The organism is Pedobacter frigidisoli (assembly GCF_032678525.1).
GTDB classification, from domain to species: Bacteria; Bacteroidota; Bacteroidia; order Sphingobacteriales; family Sphingobacteriaceae; genus Pedobacter; species Pedobacter frigidisoli_A.
Genome location: NZ_JAVTSE010000003.1, coordinates 502,668 through 518,103 on the forward strand (window position 1 = coordinate 502,668; position 15,436 = coordinate 518,103).

The following is a 15,436-nucleotide window of genomic DNA, read 5'->3' on the forward strand; positions in this document are numbered from 1 at the left end:
TTTTCGGCCCCGGCCCAAGCGGCTCGAAATAGGGAGCGAAACCGGGCGGGCGAAGCCCGCCGCCCGGAAATCTTGTACGCTCAAAACAATGTAAAGGCCGGAATGGCACCGCTCCATCATTATCCCGTCACAAAATAAACATGAAAATCCTATCTCATTCCTTTTAACTCTATTCCGGTTTGTCCTAGCCAGTATTTCGCGCATACAGAAAGTGAATCCCACAAATTCATTAGCCCCGATAATAACCCCATCAATTTTTCTTTATCTTCATCCGTGCCCTCGAAACTTGAACACATAAAGTTTCCGTACACAAAAAAGTCAGCATCATTACAAATATCAAATCCCGATATTTCATCAATTTCATTTCTCGCATGCTGAAAAATGGAATCCATTACAATAAAACAGGGATCAACATCCTTCATCTTCGCCCCGCACTCATCACAAAAAATCTCGACCTGATCAAAAGCCCAAGCCCCATCAAAACCTGCAGCCAGCGCTTGAATAACAGCCATATTAATGTCCAGATAACCAAAAGGACAAAACGCCTCTTTAAAATTCAATACTTCGCTATCATGATGATCCATAATCATTTTTTTTAATTGAAATCCTATACCGATCCCTTCCCGTGCTTTAGCGAAAAATCATTTCAAAAGAAAAAACGGAAAAAAAGAAAGTGCAAGAATTCTGTATGGGTTTAGTGAAAACGAAGCACTATAAGTTCCGGTAGGATGGCTTGAAAAGCCATTATGCGTGCGCAGTTAAGCGGGCATACGATGTTCGCGGCCTTTTTATCCGTTTCGTTGAGACAGATTCTGGTCATCCGATCAGAAAACTACAGTAAGCTAATGGGTGTATGCCTTAAAAACACCATTGATAGTAAGTTGAAAATAGCAATTAAACCATTAAAAAAATCAAAAGAAAGGAAACCAATTTATAAACTTTTAGCTTACTGTATTGTGCATATAAATAACCAATGTTAATAAATAGCTGACCGCTCACGAACCAAAACCACACGTGTCGACGTTTATTATATTAATAATAACCCCATTGAAATGATAGAAGAACATAGCAGTCGGATCCTGAGCTACATTAAAACGATTAAGGCATTTAATTTCAACCAAAGAACAGATATAGAAGCATTAAAGAACCTGCTTATGGAAATCAAGGATTTTGCCTATAGCAATAATATCCCCTCCATCAGCGAGGAGCAAAACAGAATTACATTTAAGATGCTTGACGGGATTAAAAAAAATGATTCAAAAGAATCACTCGAAAAACGGGTCAGAGACATAAAAAAAGAGTTATTAACTGATCTGATGCATGCCCTACCGGCGAAAACACGATGATTCCGGAAGTAACTTAAGTAAATATTGGTACTTGATCATAATGCTAGATCGATTATTAACCTATCAACATTAAAAAAAATGCATCATACACTTCTGTTAAAAAATGTAATTCCAACAAAAAACCATCAATTTTTAGCTAATTTTGCCCTCGTTGAAACCAATGAAATTTAAGGACTGCGGCATAATCGATTCCAAACTGATTAAAGAAATAGTTAAAAACTATTCTACACTCGACTATGCGCCAAAATTGAGGGAGCTGGTGAATATTATTTATCCAAAGACTAATTTGGATAAATATTGTAAGCGTGATTTGCACCAGAAAATCAATGAGCTTATACTGGATGGCTATGATGGCGAACAGGTTCTTAAATATAGGTTATTTAAGGTATTTCAAACTGCGAAGCTCGTGGCAGCATATGAAATCAAGGTTAAAAATAGCCGTGTAGATTTTTTGACCGTAAATGGCCATACGACCAGTTATGAGATCAAATCAAATCTTGATAATTTGGATAAGCTGGTAAAACAGTCCGGTGATTATATGGACGCATTTGAGTTCAATAATGTTGTGATCCACGAGCGCCACCTAAATAAGTGTCTGGAAATCATCCCGCGTACTTTTGGGATCATTATGGCAGATAAATTAGGACATACCTTTATTCGTAAACCCATATTTAACAGATCTTTAAATCCAGCAACTCAATTGAGTTTATTAACCAAAAAAGAAATGCTGAAGTGCTTTGGTCACTATGACATAAAAAAAGTTCTTGATCTTTTTTCTGCCGAAAACATCAATGAACTGTTCAAATTAAGTCTCAAGGCCAGGTACAGAAACAGATGGGATTTCATTGTTGAGCATGCTGAAGAAATTTTACCAATAGATCTTCAATTTTTCTTTAATAAAAACATCAAGCCCGCCCATATCTACGGCTAAAAGATAAAGTGTCCCGCTCTAATTTTCGCCTTGATGCAATGAAGGTAGTGTTCCATTGATATCCTTTTGAATTTCGCCTGATTTTTTCCGCTTTCAATACCATAGTAAATATTCTCTAAGATTTGCCAACCTTTATTTTCTAGACCAACGTAGTCCAGTAAATGTCCTTTCATCCTTTTTACTGCATCAGAGCGCATAACATCAGGCACAATGATATTCTCGAAGTCAGCCAGTTCCCGAGCTACCGATCCTTTAAAGCCATAAAAATCATTATCCACTGCGTCATAAAAGATGAAGCCCGGACTTATTCCTCCGCCACCTTCGACTGGATCTTTTTTGATGCCTGCATAATCTGAAAAAGTATGTGCTGAAAGGCGCTGAAACCTGTCCATTAGCGTATTGTCTACTACAGCAATCCGGTGACCATGTAAGAGTTCAAAGTTTTTGATTGAATTATGAATCGGGTTGCCTAGGAGCACGACATAACATTTATCAAATGTTTTCAAATACTCCAACATGAATTCAATTGTTGCTAAATCATCGCTATCCGACAAACTATAGTTTTCAAGATCTATGATAAAAAAATCTTGCGGTTGGGCAACTGCTTCTATTTGATGTATGTCATTGCTAAAGGTAAGTTCAGAAGTCCTAAAGGCCAATGTCTGATAGGCAATCCTGAGGTCTGCTTCCTGTAATCTAATTGAATTGGGCTCACCTGTCAATTGAGAATAAGTGCTGATGACCGGAATGAGCTTATCATTTAGGCTATTAAGGCTCAGCAGGTACTCTGTTCTGATTTTCCTGTTAGCGACCACTCCACGCAAAAATTCCAAGACCTCTTTTTTCATGTTTCTGGATTGTCTGAGATGCACAGGTAAATCAACAAAGACTCTCTCAGCTTTGACACTATTTAGCGTCGGAACATAGACTTCGTGAAAATGTTTTGGAGCCCGCTCCTTTTTTGCTTTCCCAGGCTTAGGTTTTGGAGGGAGTCTTTCAAACTCCTTGAAAATCTCTACATAGGGATATATCTTATTTCCAAAATCGAAAGTCGTCAACACTTTTTTCTCTTCCTGACGCAATCTTAATACAGGTATATAAACGGGTATGCTCATGAGCGGTCTTTTTGGTTGGTTAATGTTCGATAAAATAATCAAGATTGATCTTGATCTTTAAACTGGCCCCAAAGGAATGCGGTATCTTGTCTAGATTTTGGAGCCTTCCTATTACAATAGCCGGATGTGTTGCATAATTTCTTGCAATTCTCCTGACTATTTTTTCATCTATCCGACCGTTTTCAATCTCTTCCAAAAAAGAATCAGGTAATAGCCAGTCTCTTGCAAAATTATTTGCCTCCTGCTCTTTATCCTGATCATTTTCAATACCCTCTAGTTCTTCAATGAAGATATCCTTTTTACCGTGCAGTAAGATATGTCCAGCCTCATGGAAAAACGTAAACCAAAAATGATCGTTGGTTTTATATCTGTCGGTGATCTGAATTAATGGATTTCCTCCTACCCAGCGTGCTGCACCACTAATTGGTGCTTTGGGAAGGCTGTGTGAATATACTAAAGCAACTCCAGCCTGTTCGCACAATTTCTGAAGTCTGATCGGAAAATCTTCCGGCTGGGATTCTACCAAAGTCCTGATCTCAGAAAGGGCATCTTTAAATCTGTCTTTCCTAAATTCTGGTAATTGTTGTTTTAGTAGTTTCAATTCTCCTATTCTCAACCAAGCGGCCATACTACCTAGTAAGGTTTTATGTGCTGAGCTCTTCCTGAAACTAGTATGTGTATAATTATTTACGTAGACATTTTCCCACTGAACTGGAGAGGCTACTCCATAGAACTGCAAGCATTCTTCAACCATTTTAGTACCTACAGTCCTTGTTTTCAGATAACCAAATTTCTGTAGCTCCCTTATAGGTTGTTCTTTCAGCCAGTCTATACTCTTTTCAAGGAGCTCCTCTTGTTCTATCCTCGCCAATTTTTCTCTGTAATGCATTTCTCTATTCAGCCAAAATTGCATATCAATCCCAAGGACTTTTTCAAGTTGCATAGCGGTATTGATGCTTATAGGTGCTTTACCAGAGATCAGGTCATTGACCTTCGCAGGTGTCTTCCCTATCCTTTCTGCTAATTCTGCCTGACTCATTCGTAGAAACTCAATGGTCTCTAGAATGGTATCGCCAGGCTTGGTTAACAATTCTCTCTCTATTGTTGTATTGCTGCTCATTTGTTTTTTTTTTGGATTAATGGTAGTCTTTGGTTTCTATAATCCTTATATCTGTGACTTCAATAGTTTCGATTCCCCCTGTATCCTTTTCAGGTATGGGATCGTGGTTGATATCAAAAATCATTCGGTGATTACCTGAAATATCGAGTGCCCATTCACCACTAAGATTGCCAGACAATGGATGACAATTTGCTGCAGGAATCTGCATCAATACTTTAAGGTTTGGAGATGCCTCGATATCATCGAGACGGCTTTGTACCTTTTTTGCCATCGTACCGTAGGCTTTTTTTATTTCCGCGAGGGAACTAAGCTTTTTCTTAATCTTATTTGAACCGTAACTTATGTTCATGTATTTTATTTTTATTACCGAATTTAGGTAAGAATATTTTTCAAATGTAGGTAGCTTTTTTTTAAAAACCAAATTATTAATTAGTTATAAATCTGATAAAACAGCAGCAGTAAACAAACCAGACATAAATTGAATATAAAAATTCGGTTCATTTTTACGGTTCTCCGTATTCTACATTGCATAAAACAGAATTATCTTGATCTTGGGCGTTCGGAGGTTTTTTGATCACACAATATATTCTTTAAGAACAGCTAACTATAAACTACTTTTATCATCAGTTTTTCCAGCGGTTAAAGTGGAATCATCAATTACTAATATTTCTCCAAATAGTCGATGAATTCAACTAATTCATTATTTTCGCAGCATGTTGTCAAATTTTGAGATTAAGCGTCTTTTTGATAATGATCAATTGATTATCGTTGAAATCAAGATTGCCGGATCAGCGCAAGAATTATATGCAGCTGATCAGTATGAATGGTTTTATCTGGAAAAAAATTCGAAAGCTTTGATTAAATTGTGGCTAAACTCCAGAGATTCCTCCCCTGCAGTTGAAGAGCGTTTCTTTGAACAGAGTTATCTAAAATTTAACCGGACCCAGGCCACCTATATTGAAAAATACAATTCTGCTCAACATACCCTATCCAGACAAGCCAGCGAAAAACCACATAGCGACTTGTTGACAGCGCTTGACGGTTATCATTATTAAACACAACCTTTGCCGGTAAAAATGCGGAATTGATTAATCCTAAGTATCAATCGCCCGGCTATGACCTCCAAAGCTGTGAAGATCTCAACCCTTCCCGAGAGTCATCATCAAAATGATTAAGCCCCGGATTTGAAAAGAAGCCAAGAACCAACAGCAATTTAGTCCGCTCAAAAACTTCTGCCTGAAAAAATTTGCCGCAACACAGTGAGCTAAAACCTTCGACTGGGCTATATAGGTTAAAAGGATCAGCAACCCGCTACAACATCCCCTCATCTAAGAAGCTATAATACCCGTATGCTGAAATAATAATATGATCAAAAATACCAATCCCCAGGAGCTTACCCCCATCAACCATTTTCCGGGTTAAGTAAACATCCGCCTCACTCGGCCTCAACTCCGAGCCCGGATGGTTATGTGCTAAAATGATGCCACTGGCACAAGCTTTCAACGCTGCGGAAAATACCACCTTGGGATCTACCATCACCTCAGAGAAACCACCCTGAGCTACATGAAGTATACCCAGAACCCTGTTCTGTCTATTAAGGAGTATGACTTTAAACTCCTCCAGCAGCTCCATTTTATTGTGATCCCAACTTTGATCCAGAATGCCATAAGCAGCATTCGATGAAGTAATTTTGGGTTTTTCCGAAAGCCTGAATGCCGGACGATAACTGATTTCGATTTCTGAAACTTTAAATTGCTTTTCCATAATATTTAAGATTTAATTATGGTGTGGAAAAAAGGTTCAGGCCCTGCGCCAAAGCAAAAGGAGGAACGGAATAAATAGAGTTGAGCGCATAGGCCACAGGAGGGTTTATGCCGGAAATTCCTTTGCATGCCGCAGCTGAACCTTAAATTTGCAGCAAAATTGGATCATTCCACTTCCGCATTAATCCATTTTCAGTTTCCGGCATACACCAATCATCAACTATTAAAAAATTATAGCAATATGAGTCCGAACAATCTATTTCACTCGCTTTTTGAATCGTCAACTCCATTCATCATCATTAAACCAGAAAGAGAAATCCAGATCAGGGATCCGGCTGTTCTTCCAGGATACACCTGATATTGTATTTCATGTCCTCACTGGCCCAGAGCCATTCATGCATTAATACCACATCCAGAAGCATCTCTTCAGCACCGTATCCAAAAAGTGGCGTCCTTCCTGGATCCTTACGGTAAAACATGATAATACCATCACCATCATCCGTAAAAAAAGTAAATAACGGTGTGACTAAGGATTTGTGATAGATTTTACCAAAATGATCTTCGAGAATTGAATGTGTAGGTTCCATAATGTTTATTTTGCCATTTCCCTACTGGATAAGCGAAATCTATTACAAGGAACGTGGAATAAATAGCACAGCGTTTTATGCCGCGAAAGTCCTTTTAGAGATTGAGCAAACAGTAATTTAGCACAATAAAAAAATGGATCTACACAGCTACATAGAGAATGTGCATCCATCTTGGAAACGGGGATTTATGAGCTGTAGCTGTATTTAACATATGATTCCAACAGAAAGAACGAAACTGAATACCTGAAGCAGGTTAAAAATCTATATTTCGAATACGGGGACTGAGAATCCCGTATGACAATCGAAGATTGAGAGCATTAATTTAGATATCAGGTGCATCAGCGATTAATGTAACTTTTTTTATGTTAAAAGCAGCACACAATATCTTATTGATAAAGGCTTACCGCTAACAACATGCGGAACAATGATCAATTGCCATACTCCTCAGAAAACAATAGCGAAGTCGCTATTACTACATGGAGAGCGAATACATGCAGGTTTAACATGCATACTACCTGGCACTAAGCCAAAGCGAGTTAATTTTTACACTGAAACGCCCAGGTGATATCAAGCCATTTTACTAGATTTGTCAAATAAACGCTCGATATGAAAACAATTTCTTTCCTCACCCTTGTGATATTGCCTTTCTGCTGCTTTTCACAAAATGCCATCTATCTTCCATCCGGAAGAAAACTCCCCTATAAAAACATCAGTATAAATGGAATCCGGGACTCTTTAGACTTGAATGAAGTTGAAGGTGTATCCAATCCATATGGAGAAGTTTATTACAAGAAACTGACCAATACACCCGTTTTCCTTTTCTTTAACAAAAAGGATGACCTTACCAAGATCCCTCTCATGCTGAAAGCATATGACTATCCTAAACACATTTATTCCTATAGTTATTACTACGATTTAAAATCGATGATGGAAAAGGGTACGCTTACCAAATCCTATTTACTTGATGCTTTTGGTAAACCATCATTAGAATCCCATACAGATGAAGGGCAGGAATTTTGGGTATTCAAAAAAAACAATGCCAGAATAGAATTCGAAAATGATCAGGCAACTAAGATCGATGTCATTAATTATCGTGCATACGACCTGCACCAACTCGCCATATTTGATTTCTCGGTTACCGGTAAATCATACGCTATGGGATTTGACATCACTTTTTTAAATCTCGGTAAAAAAACAATCAAATACATCCACATTACTGTTACAGCTACCAATCCGGTAGATGATAAAATTGGAACAAAAACTCTCAGGGCGATCGGGCCGGTAAAACCAAATGATAGCGGAAGCTATAGTTTTGAAAACACCTTCTATTCTTCCACAGCAGAGTACCTCTCTCTGGATAGCATCAAAATCCAGTACATGGATGGAACCATAAGATTGCTGAGCAAATCCCAGATTAAATCCATCCGGTCAACAGATTGGGAAGAAGTTGGAAACCGTACACTTGACTAGCATGATCTCCGGGCAAACCGCTATTGATTTTTAATTTAGATCAGTCATACTCAAACCGTAAAGCATGTTAGAAAAGTTAACAAAACTGCCAAAATACTTTCAGTTTTTTACCCGGGATAATATATCCAACCATAAAGAATGCTATCTTCTAGGAGAAGATGATGAGAAAATTATCATGCAACAATGGCTCGATTATAGCCTGCCTGAAACAGATATACGCTACTGGGAACACCCAAACAGCCTGATGGAATACATCCCCTGCCACATCACGGAGACTTCCACCACCCACTTCAACATCACTTTACTTTTAGACAGAAGCAGAAGATTTCACACAGTTACCAGAACGCTGCCAAAGGAGTTTTTCAGAATCGCATTCTTACCTTTCACTTCTGAAAGCCGCCCTTACATTATTGTTGATCAAGAATGGTTTGACCAACTTCATAGAAATCTTTATTCGAGTTACGTAATGATTGACTTTATTGGAATAGGTTCCGTACTCAACCATTATGGAGAATTCCCTGTCGCTAAACTTTCACAGATTAAAACCATTATAGATGTGCACAGCAGGGCAAATCCAGATATTCAGTTTTTGAGCTGCGCAGATAATATTATAATAAAAACAGGATGGCGGTTCAGATCAGAAGACCAGGATTATCAACCAGAAAAACTGATTAGCATGGTCAACCAAATCATGACTGAAATCAGCATACAAACGTCTTTGTCGAGTTATGCCATTTTTACCCAAGGAGCAAATTACGTAAACGAGTTAGAAATGCCGCCGAGCGATACGCCAAATAACCACCTCTTCATTAGCAGCATATCTGCCCCATTCATGGAGAGTTTTGCGATTGATGAGCATATACGTTCGTTGATCAGGGCAAAGAAAATCGAAGCCCGGCCATTCTATTTGGAAAAAAGCTTCTACTTGTCCACCAGGCGAAAATACACCGTTCAAAATGAACCACATGATTTTAAAAGTCAGAATTTTGAACATCAAAAAACAGGCAAGATTATCACCTATACACCCTTAGCCTATTCACAAATCTGTGATCTTATAGATATTTAAAGATTTATACAAATTTTTCTGTCAGAGACAATAGCGGCATCCTTTTGGCACAAAAGATATAGCGGATGGCCCGGCCCGGTAACGGGGACAGCCATTAAGTGTTGACCTGCCTCAACACTGACAGCCTTAAACACCGTCCCTGCTGACCCCGATGGCATTTGCTTTCCAGAGAATATACCCCAGTCTTCCGCAACATTCCGCCACAAAATATTCAATATCTGATGGCACATCATTCACAATCCGGAAACGAACCTTATACTTAGGATTATAACTGATATAGACCACCAGGTCATCCGAAGAAAAGCCCCTGCCTGAAAGCGGCTTAAAATGAACCTCCTGAAGATCCCTCGCCGCACGTATCAAACGGTCATTCATTACTTTAGCCAGATTCTTTTCAGGCTTAAAATCAGTCTTTAGTATTGCCAGTACAGTTACAGTCATGTCGCAAAAATATACCGATTTTTCAGATTAACAAGCCCAGAAGAATAACATACTGACAACCAGAAGCAATAGTTTTAACCATTGATGAAGTTATCAACATTCATTGATTTCTCTGGTTAAAGCATTCCCGTTTAAGCATATCATCTTAATTAAAAGAAGCTTTTCTTTACCCATAAAATAGCGTTAACCGAGCTTATCCCCCGCTGTAAATTGCTAGTGAAGCATCCAAAGACAGATAATGTTCCTTGATTTAATCACCAATCAGGGAAACCTTAGACGCAGACCAACTCTACCAAGTGATAGCTGTATAGTTGCGCATGCTATGTTTACCTAGGCGTGCTATTTCCGGACGTTCAACTTAAGGTTCCGCCGAAGCTTGAATATTCACTGGGAACTTCAGGCGCAGAACAGATTCCTATCGTTGACCATCAGAGAGAATAATCCGGCGGCCGTATAGCAGACCTCCATGACGATGCAATCAAGAATTATTTTGCAAACGTTCTTAAGACCAAAAAAATCCAGGTCACCACTGCTGCTGGACCCATTGGGTATGAAGTCATATCCAAGCTTGCCGGATCACCCGAATTGCGAAAATCAACAAAACATTCATCGGGAATGTAAATTTAATCCTGCGAATAGTAAATAAAAAAGCAGTCCTGAACAGCGACACTAATCTGCACATGATGGAGGAATATTTCCGAGACTTGACAGAGAATAAACTTCATTCAGGTGTTTTTAGAGTGATGAGAGGGATTTGCTTGAGAAGCTGTTAGATGTCGCCGGTACCAACCCCTATAAGCACCTGATATTTTTATCCAGCAAACACGCTACAGATGTGGTGATTCTCAGATTTACCCAGACCGCTTTTTTATTTTTCTTTTTGATTCAGATTGAAAAGAACTACCATACGATATGGGATACATACACCAAAGCAGATGTAGGCTCCATCAGGAGTATTATCATGCTGCCCAGGAAAAATGCTGCCATAAAAAGCAGTCAGCCAAATCATAGCGACCTGTTAAGAACATAATTTATTGTCAACTGAAAGCATTTAGCAATACAAAAGCTCCAAAAAACAAAAAACATTCAAGATATGCGTGTTATAGACTACTATTCGTTTCCGTTCCAAATGATGTACGGGTTTTAATTGTTTAAATCCTCACATAAACGTTTTCCGCATTAATACCATCGTATTTGCATTTAAACGAAAAAGTGTCCAAAATATTTACATAATGGACACTTTGATAACAATGGAAGACAAATTATTTAGTGTCTTTCAGCACTTCATCTATTTTGCTCAATAGATCTTCAATATGGGCTTTGCTCAAAAGGTCAGAGTAATTTAAGCTGTTCTCTTTCAATGTTTTTCTGAGTTCCTTCAATTGCAGCCGTATGATGGATTGCATGTCGCTATATTTAGAATTTAAAACTTGCGTATATCCAGGCCCGCGAAGGTCTTGAGGGCTTGATACATAACCCGAGGTAGGCGCACTGTTCGTTCTTAGGAATGCTCCTAACTTTTCGATATAAAGCTTTTGATAATTCCTTTTATAAACGTTAATAGCCTGTTTGTTGTACACCTCTTTAAAGATACTGTGATCCAGATCTGAGAAAAATTCAGAAATTGTATACACCTTTCCTTTTCCTAATGCTTCGGCCTCAATCATCCTAGTCATTCGAAACGGACTCATAAGACTTTCCAATACACCTTGTTGTTTGTCACTTAAAAAGGGAATGAAGTCGATACCAAGTTTACCCATAATTTCTTCATCGTACAGCCAAATCGGATATGTAAAAATATTTCTATCAAGATATTCCATAGCTTCTTTCTGCTTTTCATAAGATTCGCGAACGTAAACTGGTCCTGATTGCTCGGATACTTTTGGTGTAACGTATATACCTGCGACATTTTTTATAACATGTATAGCATACCTATCCATCTGACCATTTACTGTAAGGTAGATTTTAAGCAAATCGTTATAATTCTTCTGTGGGGAACTTGTCCACTTAATGAGTTGAGGAACAATCCTTTTTAAATTTTTAATTCCGTATTCACTGGCTTTCATAGAATTATCACCTAAATCTTCATTTTGAGAACGGGGGTCTGTCGGGCTCAATTCACTACCAAACCATAGTCTTTTATTCTCCTGCATCTTAGTTGTTAGGGCATTAATGATTTTGTTTTGCTCCTGTTCGGATGTTTTATTGTCAAACCATTTATAACCCCATTCGATTGACCACTCGTCATAATCACCAATTCTAGGGTAAATTCCTTTTTTACCAATATTATCTTCCGGCTGCGCAACATAATTAAATCGCGCATAGTCCATAATCGAAGGCGTATGACCGTGCTCTTCTACCCACTTTTTATTCCGTAAGTTTTCAACCGGCACCGTTGAGCTTGAACCGAAATTATGTCGCAAACCTAAAGTATGACCTACCTCATGGGAACTTACAAAGCGAATCAGTTCGCCCATTAGTTCATCACTAAATATCATTTGCCTTGCTCTCGGATCAATTGCACCAGCCTGAACCATATACCAGTTTCTGATCAAACTCATGACATTGTGGTACCAATTAATATGGCTTTCGAGGATTTCTCCAGTTCTAGGATCTGCAATGCTCGGTCCGCTTGCATTTGGTACAATAGAAGGTTTATAAATGATTGCTGAATGCCGGGCATCTTCTAGGCTAAATGTAGGATCTTCTTTTGCTGTTGGGGCTATCTTCCCGATGATTGCATTTTTAAATCCGGCTTTTTCAAATGCCTTATTCCAGTCATTTACACCTTGAATAAGGTATGGTACCCATTTTTTAGGTGTCGCTGGATCTATATAAAATACGATTTGCTTTAAAGGCTCAACCAATTCTCCCCGTTTATACTTGGCAACATCATTTGGTTTGGGTTCCAATCGCCATCGATTCGCAAAACTTACCTCGGAAACACCCTGAGGATTTTTATCATAATCCGTAAAGTCAGTAGTAAAATAGCCGACTCGTTCATCATAGTATCTGGGCACCAGCGGTTTTTCAGGTAATAAGACAATAGAAGCGTTGAGCTCCATAGTATTGTCCCCAGTCCTTGTTGATCCTGCCATTGCATATGTTTTGACAGCCCTTATTTCTACATTAGTTGGAAAGGTATGAATATACCTCAAATAACTTCTGTCATTTCGTTGTACTCCAATGTGTAACATCATTTTATCAATTGAAGATGCAAAATACAATAGCTCTGTGTCTCCATTTACAAATGTTGTTACGTCAATAACTACGTTGGTCGAATCTTTATTATAAGCAGCTATTGGAAAGGCAGCAACAATTGGTTGAACAGTATTCTTCTTCACCGCTGCATACATTGATTTGGTGCTGTCATTTGAATATTCCGTAAATGATATCCTACGGATAAAAATATTTTTATTATTACCAAATTCAAACTGCACTACTGATCCCCCTATGGGATCTCCAGCAAATCCGCTTATGCTCTTACCAATACGCATATCTGCCGATGCTTCTGCAATCCTATTGATGATGAGCATATCCTTTTTGAATAACTTTACCGGAAGTTCAAAATAATATTTATCCTCTACCTGATGGACAAAAAATAGCCCTTTACTTGTTTTAGCTTTGGATGTAATCACCTCGGTGTATGATCTACTTTTTGGTTTGGATGACACTTTTACACTGTCTGCTTTTGCTGAGTCAACCTTCAGCGTTCGTTGTTCCTGAGCGTAGCAGGTTGCAGAAAACAGCCCTAACATGGCAATCAAAGATGCCCTTGTCAAGAATTTTACTTTTTTTAACATGTTATTTATATTTACTTTTTAAGTTGAACTTTAACAAATTTGATTGATGAAAACTTTAACTGTAATTCAAAAAGGCTTTTCCTTTTTATTCTGCAACTTTAATTTATTATTATGACAGCGAAATTGTGCACAGTCATTGGACGTCATCAACGTCACAAAATATTGTATAACATGGTGCTGTCAGCTCCACGCTTCCAGGAAATTGGTATAGTAAGCAACGTTTTATGATCCTGAATCCTAAAATTAATACCGAAACAGTTTTCAGTTGAGGCCTTTCACAACCGCTTCTCAGGACGTTTATTCTATAAACTAGCGGACTGCTATTTACCTTTATTTTAAGATCTGATATTAACTTAATATGTTTCACTTTTGAATATGTACTATGGTTATGTTTTAAAATCTTTTTGGCATAAGCTTGTAGCATTAGTCTTCCCTATTATTTGGTTCTTAAGACAGGAGATGCATGAAACTTTATTTTTACCCCATCAGATATAAAAAAAATACAAAATCTTAAATTTTGATTGCGAGTAGTATTGATAAATACCTATAATGTGGATGACCACTACAAATGATCTGGTGAAGTATATTAATTGTATAGCTATTGTTCCGGATGGATTAACTATTTTAGGCTTTCATAAAACTTTACCGAGTTTGCCACAACTTTCCAGTTTTTCTTACAATCACCACAGCCAGTATACAGTATTAAATACCATATAGCCGTTCCGGTTGAGTTGAAAGGCAAAGAGCAATTCCCCATACATCAGATATCTTCCATGTCAATGAAATCATTCTGTCAGTTAACAAACAGATGAAGATTGGTTTTGAGCTCTATACTACAGTGTGATTAATTGACCAATTCGGTTGACATGAATAACCAGAGCATTAATAAATTCGTTGGCAATAGTTATTTATGCAGGTTTGTTTCTACTCCATTCAAACAAACCCTAATTACTGGCTTTCTTAATTAATTAAAAAGTTTGAAATCAGATTTCTAATTGATGAAATGAATACAGTTGGATTTTACAACATGGTAGAAAATAAAGTTGAAAAACATCAAACCATATTAACAGTAGCGTATTTCTCACGTCAACAAAGCAATTCTTACAATTGGAATCAAACACAATAATTATTGCCTTGGTTTGAATCAAGCAGACCACACCATTACATACAATCCAATACTGAAAAAATACTGCTTATTTAAACTGAAAGCGTACTATAACCGAAAAAAAAATTCTTTATTTAACATTCATCATATTTTTACTTGAAAATAGATGGAGGTATTGACGCGTAAGTTGTCATTATTGATCTTTACAAAATAATCAACAAACAACCACAATGAAAAAACTACTGATCGCCATTGCTTTGCTAACCCTTTCCTACCAGGGCGCAAAAAGCCAGATTCTTAAACCAGTTACCTGGTCGTACGCTGCTAAAAAAACGAGTGCAACAACTGCAACGCTTTACATTAAAGCAACCGTAGATGAAGGCTGGCACCTATACTCACAATTTGTTAAAGATGGCGGACCAGTGAAAACCACATTCACTTTTCCTGCCGGCAAGGGATACACACTTACCGGAAAAACTATTGAACCAAAACCAATTACCAAATTCGAATCCACATTCAAAATGGATGTGAGCTATTTTGAGAAGTCGGTGATCTTTCAGCAAAAAGTGAAATTAACCGCAAAAAATGCAACGGTCAAGGGAAAAGTAGAATTTATGGTGTGTAACGACAAACAGTGTCTGCCGCCTGAGGAAATTGAATTCAGCATCGCTGTAAAATAATAGCATCAT

At 37.9% G+C, this 15,436-nt stretch carries 15 protein-coding genes; 7 read left to right on the forward strand and 8 right to left on the reverse strand.

Annotated features, from left to right (window positions below; translation table 11 throughout):
- Nucleotides 1-149: 149 nt before the first annotated feature.
- Complete coding sequence (locus tag R2Q80_RS11270; RefSeq protein ID WP_316799706.1) at nucleotides 150-584, reverse strand: hypothetical protein; 435 nt, start codon at nucleotides 582-584, stop codon at nucleotides 150-152.
- Between the two features lie 468 nt (nucleotides 585-1,052).
- On the opposite strand from R2Q80_RS11270, the gene R2Q80_RS11275 reads away from it, so the two are divergent.
- Both R2Q80_RS11275 and R2Q80_RS11280 read left to right on the forward strand, forming a co-directional pair.
- Nucleotides 1,053-1,346: a hypothetical protein gene (locus R2Q80_RS11275; protein WP_316799707.1), complete on the forward strand. Its 294-nt coding sequence runs from the start codon at nucleotides 1,053-1,055 to the stop codon at nucleotides 1,344-1,346.
- Between the two features lie 160 nt (nucleotides 1,347-1,506).
- The gene (locus R2Q80_RS11280; RefSeq protein ID WP_316799708.1) at nucleotides 1,507-2,277 is read left to right on the forward strand and encodes a sce7726 family protein; all 771 of its coding nucleotides are present in this window, start codon (nucleotides 1,507-1,509) and stop codon (nucleotides 2,275-2,277) included.
- Here R2Q80_RS11280 and R2Q80_RS11285 read toward each other — a convergent pair.
- Genes R2Q80_RS11285 through R2Q80_RS11295 form a run of 3 tightly spaced genes read right to left on the reverse strand, consistent with a single transcriptional unit; the run spans nucleotide 2,274 to nucleotide 4,861 of the window.
- On the reverse strand, nucleotides 2,274-3,392 hold the full coding sequence (locus R2Q80_RS11285; protein WP_316799709.1) for a beta family protein: 1,119 nt from the start codon (nucleotides 3,390-3,392) through the stop codon (nucleotides 2,274-2,276). The two genes, R2Q80_RS11280 and R2Q80_RS11285, sit on opposite strands and share 4 nt — an antisense overlap.
- A 19-nt stretch (nucleotides 3,393-3,411) precedes the next feature.
- On the reverse strand, nucleotides 3,412-4,512 hold the full coding sequence (locus R2Q80_RS11290; RefSeq protein WP_316799710.1) for an ImmA/IrrE family metallo-endopeptidase: 1,101 nt from the start codon (nucleotides 4,510-4,512) through the stop codon (nucleotides 3,412-3,414).
- A 16-nt stretch (nucleotides 4,513-4,528) separates the two neighbouring features.
- Entirely contained in the window at nucleotides 4,529-4,861 is a 333-nt protein-coding gene (locus R2Q80_RS11295; protein WP_316799711.1) for a type II toxin-antitoxin system RelE/ParE family toxin, read from the reverse strand.
- 364 nt (nucleotides 4,862-5,225) lie between these two features.
- Here R2Q80_RS11295 and R2Q80_RS11300 point away from each other — a divergent pair, with 364 nt between their 5' ends.
- Complete coding sequence (locus tag R2Q80_RS11300; protein ID WP_316799712.1) at nucleotides 5,226-5,567, forward strand: hypothetical protein; 342 nt, start codon at nucleotides 5,226-5,228, stop codon at nucleotides 5,565-5,567.
- Between the two features lie 256 nt (nucleotides 5,568-5,823).
- Here the strand turns inward: R2Q80_RS11300 and R2Q80_RS11305 are convergent, their stop codons facing one another.
- Both R2Q80_RS11305 and R2Q80_RS11310 read right to left on the reverse strand, forming a co-directional pair.
- Nucleotides 5,824-6,276 carry a JAB domain-containing protein gene (locus R2Q80_RS11305; RefSeq protein ID WP_316799713.1) on the reverse strand — a complete coding sequence of 151 codons (453 nt, stop codon included), beginning with the start codon at nucleotides 6,274-6,276 and terminating at the stop codon, nucleotides 5,824-5,826.
- 322 nt (nucleotides 6,277-6,598) lie between these two features.
- Nucleotides 6,599-6,862, reverse strand: a complete 264-nt coding sequence (locus R2Q80_RS11310; protein ID WP_316799714.1) for a hypothetical protein — start codon at nucleotides 6,860-6,862, stop codon at nucleotides 6,599-6,601.
- 606 nt (nucleotides 6,863-7,468) lie between these two features.
- On the opposite strand from R2Q80_RS11310, the gene R2Q80_RS11315 reads away from it, so the two are divergent.
- Complete coding sequence (locus R2Q80_RS11315) at nucleotides 7,469-8,332, forward strand: hypothetical protein (protein ID WP_316799715.1); 864 nt, start codon at nucleotides 7,469-7,471, stop codon at nucleotides 8,330-8,332.
- 64 nt (nucleotides 8,333-8,396) lie between these two features.
- On the forward strand, nucleotides 8,397-9,398 hold the full coding sequence (locus R2Q80_RS11320; RefSeq protein WP_316799716.1) for a hypothetical protein: 1,002 nt from the start codon (nucleotides 8,397-8,399) through the stop codon (nucleotides 9,396-9,398).
- 126 nt (nucleotides 9,399-9,524) lie between these two features.
- On the opposite strand, the gene R2Q80_RS11325 is transcribed toward R2Q80_RS11320, so the two are convergent.
- Nucleotides 9,525-9,839 carry a hypothetical protein gene (locus R2Q80_RS11325; RefSeq protein WP_316799717.1) on the reverse strand — a complete coding sequence of 105 codons (315 nt, stop codon included), beginning with the start codon at nucleotides 9,837-9,839 and terminating at the stop codon, nucleotides 9,525-9,527.
- Nucleotides 9,840-10,593: 754 nt separating this feature from the next.
- Here R2Q80_RS11325 and R2Q80_RS11330 point away from each other — a divergent pair.
- A complete protein-coding gene (locus R2Q80_RS11330; RefSeq protein WP_316799718.1) occupies nucleotides 10,594-10,869 on the forward strand; it encodes a hypothetical protein in 276 nt (91 codons plus the stop codon).
- Between the two features lie 232 nt (nucleotides 10,870-11,101).
- On the opposite strand, the gene R2Q80_RS11335 is transcribed toward R2Q80_RS11330, so the two are convergent.
- On the reverse strand, nucleotides 11,102-13,642 hold the full coding sequence (locus R2Q80_RS11335) for a zinc-dependent metalloprotease (protein WP_316799719.1): 2,541 nt from the start codon (nucleotides 13,640-13,642) through the stop codon (nucleotides 11,102-11,104).
- 1,335 nt (nucleotides 13,643-14,977) lie between these two features.
- Between R2Q80_RS11335 and R2Q80_RS11340 the strand changes: the two genes are divergently transcribed.
- Nucleotides 14,978-15,427 carry a protein-disulfide reductase DsbD N-terminal domain-containing protein gene (locus tag R2Q80_RS11340; protein ID WP_316799720.1) on the forward strand — a complete coding sequence of 150 codons (450 nt, stop codon included), beginning with the start codon at nucleotides 14,978-14,980 and terminating at the stop codon, nucleotides 15,425-15,427.
- Nucleotides 15,428-15,436: the final 9 nt, after the last annotated feature.

Bases quoted from the DNA above. Each gene is read 5' to 3' on its own strand.
- R2Q80_RS11270 (WP_316799706.1), bottom strand. From the start codon at position 584: ATGGATCATCATGATAGCGAAGTATTGAATTTTAAAGAGGCGTTTTGT.
- R2Q80_RS11275 (WP_316799707.1), top strand. From the start codon at position 1,053: ATGATAGAAGAACATAGCAGTCGGATCCTGAGCTACATTAAAACGATT.
- R2Q80_RS11280 (WP_316799708.1), top strand. From the start codon at position 1,507: ATGAAATTTAAGGACTGCGGCATAATCGATTCCAAACTGATTAAAGAA.
- R2Q80_RS11285 (WP_316799709.1), bottom strand. From the start codon at position 3,392: ATGAGCATACCCGTTTATATACCTGTATTAAGATTGCGTCAGGAAGAG.
- R2Q80_RS11290 (WP_316799710.1), bottom strand. From the start codon at position 4,512: ATGAGCAGCAATACAACAATAGAGAGAGAATTGTTAACCAAGCCTGGC.
- R2Q80_RS11295 (WP_316799711.1), bottom strand. From the start codon at position 4,861: ATGAACATAAGTTACGGTTCAAATAAGATTAAGAAAAAGCTTAGTTCC.
- R2Q80_RS11300 (WP_316799712.1), top strand. From the start codon at position 5,226: ATGTTGTCAAATTTTGAGATTAAGCGTCTTTTTGATAATGATCAATTG.
- R2Q80_RS11305 (WP_316799713.1), bottom strand. From the start codon at position 6,276: ATGGAAAAGCAATTTAAAGTTTCAGAAATCGAAATCAGTTATCGTCCG.
- R2Q80_RS11310 (WP_316799714.1), bottom strand. From the start codon at position 6,862: ATGGAACCTACACATTCAATTCTCGAAGATCATTTTGGTAAAATCTAT.
- R2Q80_RS11315 (WP_316799715.1), top strand. From the start codon at position 7,469: ATGAAAACAATTTCTTTCCTCACCCTTGTGATATTGCCTTTCTGCTGC.
- R2Q80_RS11320 (WP_316799716.1), top strand. From the start codon at position 8,397: ATGTTAGAAAAGTTAACAAAACTGCCAAAATACTTTCAGTTTTTTACC.
- R2Q80_RS11325 (WP_316799717.1), bottom strand. From the start codon at position 9,839: ATGACTGTAACTGTACTGGCAATACTAAAGACTGATTTTAAGCCTGAA.
- R2Q80_RS11335 (WP_316799719.1), bottom strand. From the start codon at position 13,642: ATGTTAAAAAAAGTAAAATTCTTGACAAGGGCATCTTTGATTGCCATG.
- R2Q80_RS11340 (WP_316799720.1), top strand. From the start codon at position 14,978: ATGAAAAAACTACTGATCGCCATTGCTTTGCTAACCCTTTCCTACCAG.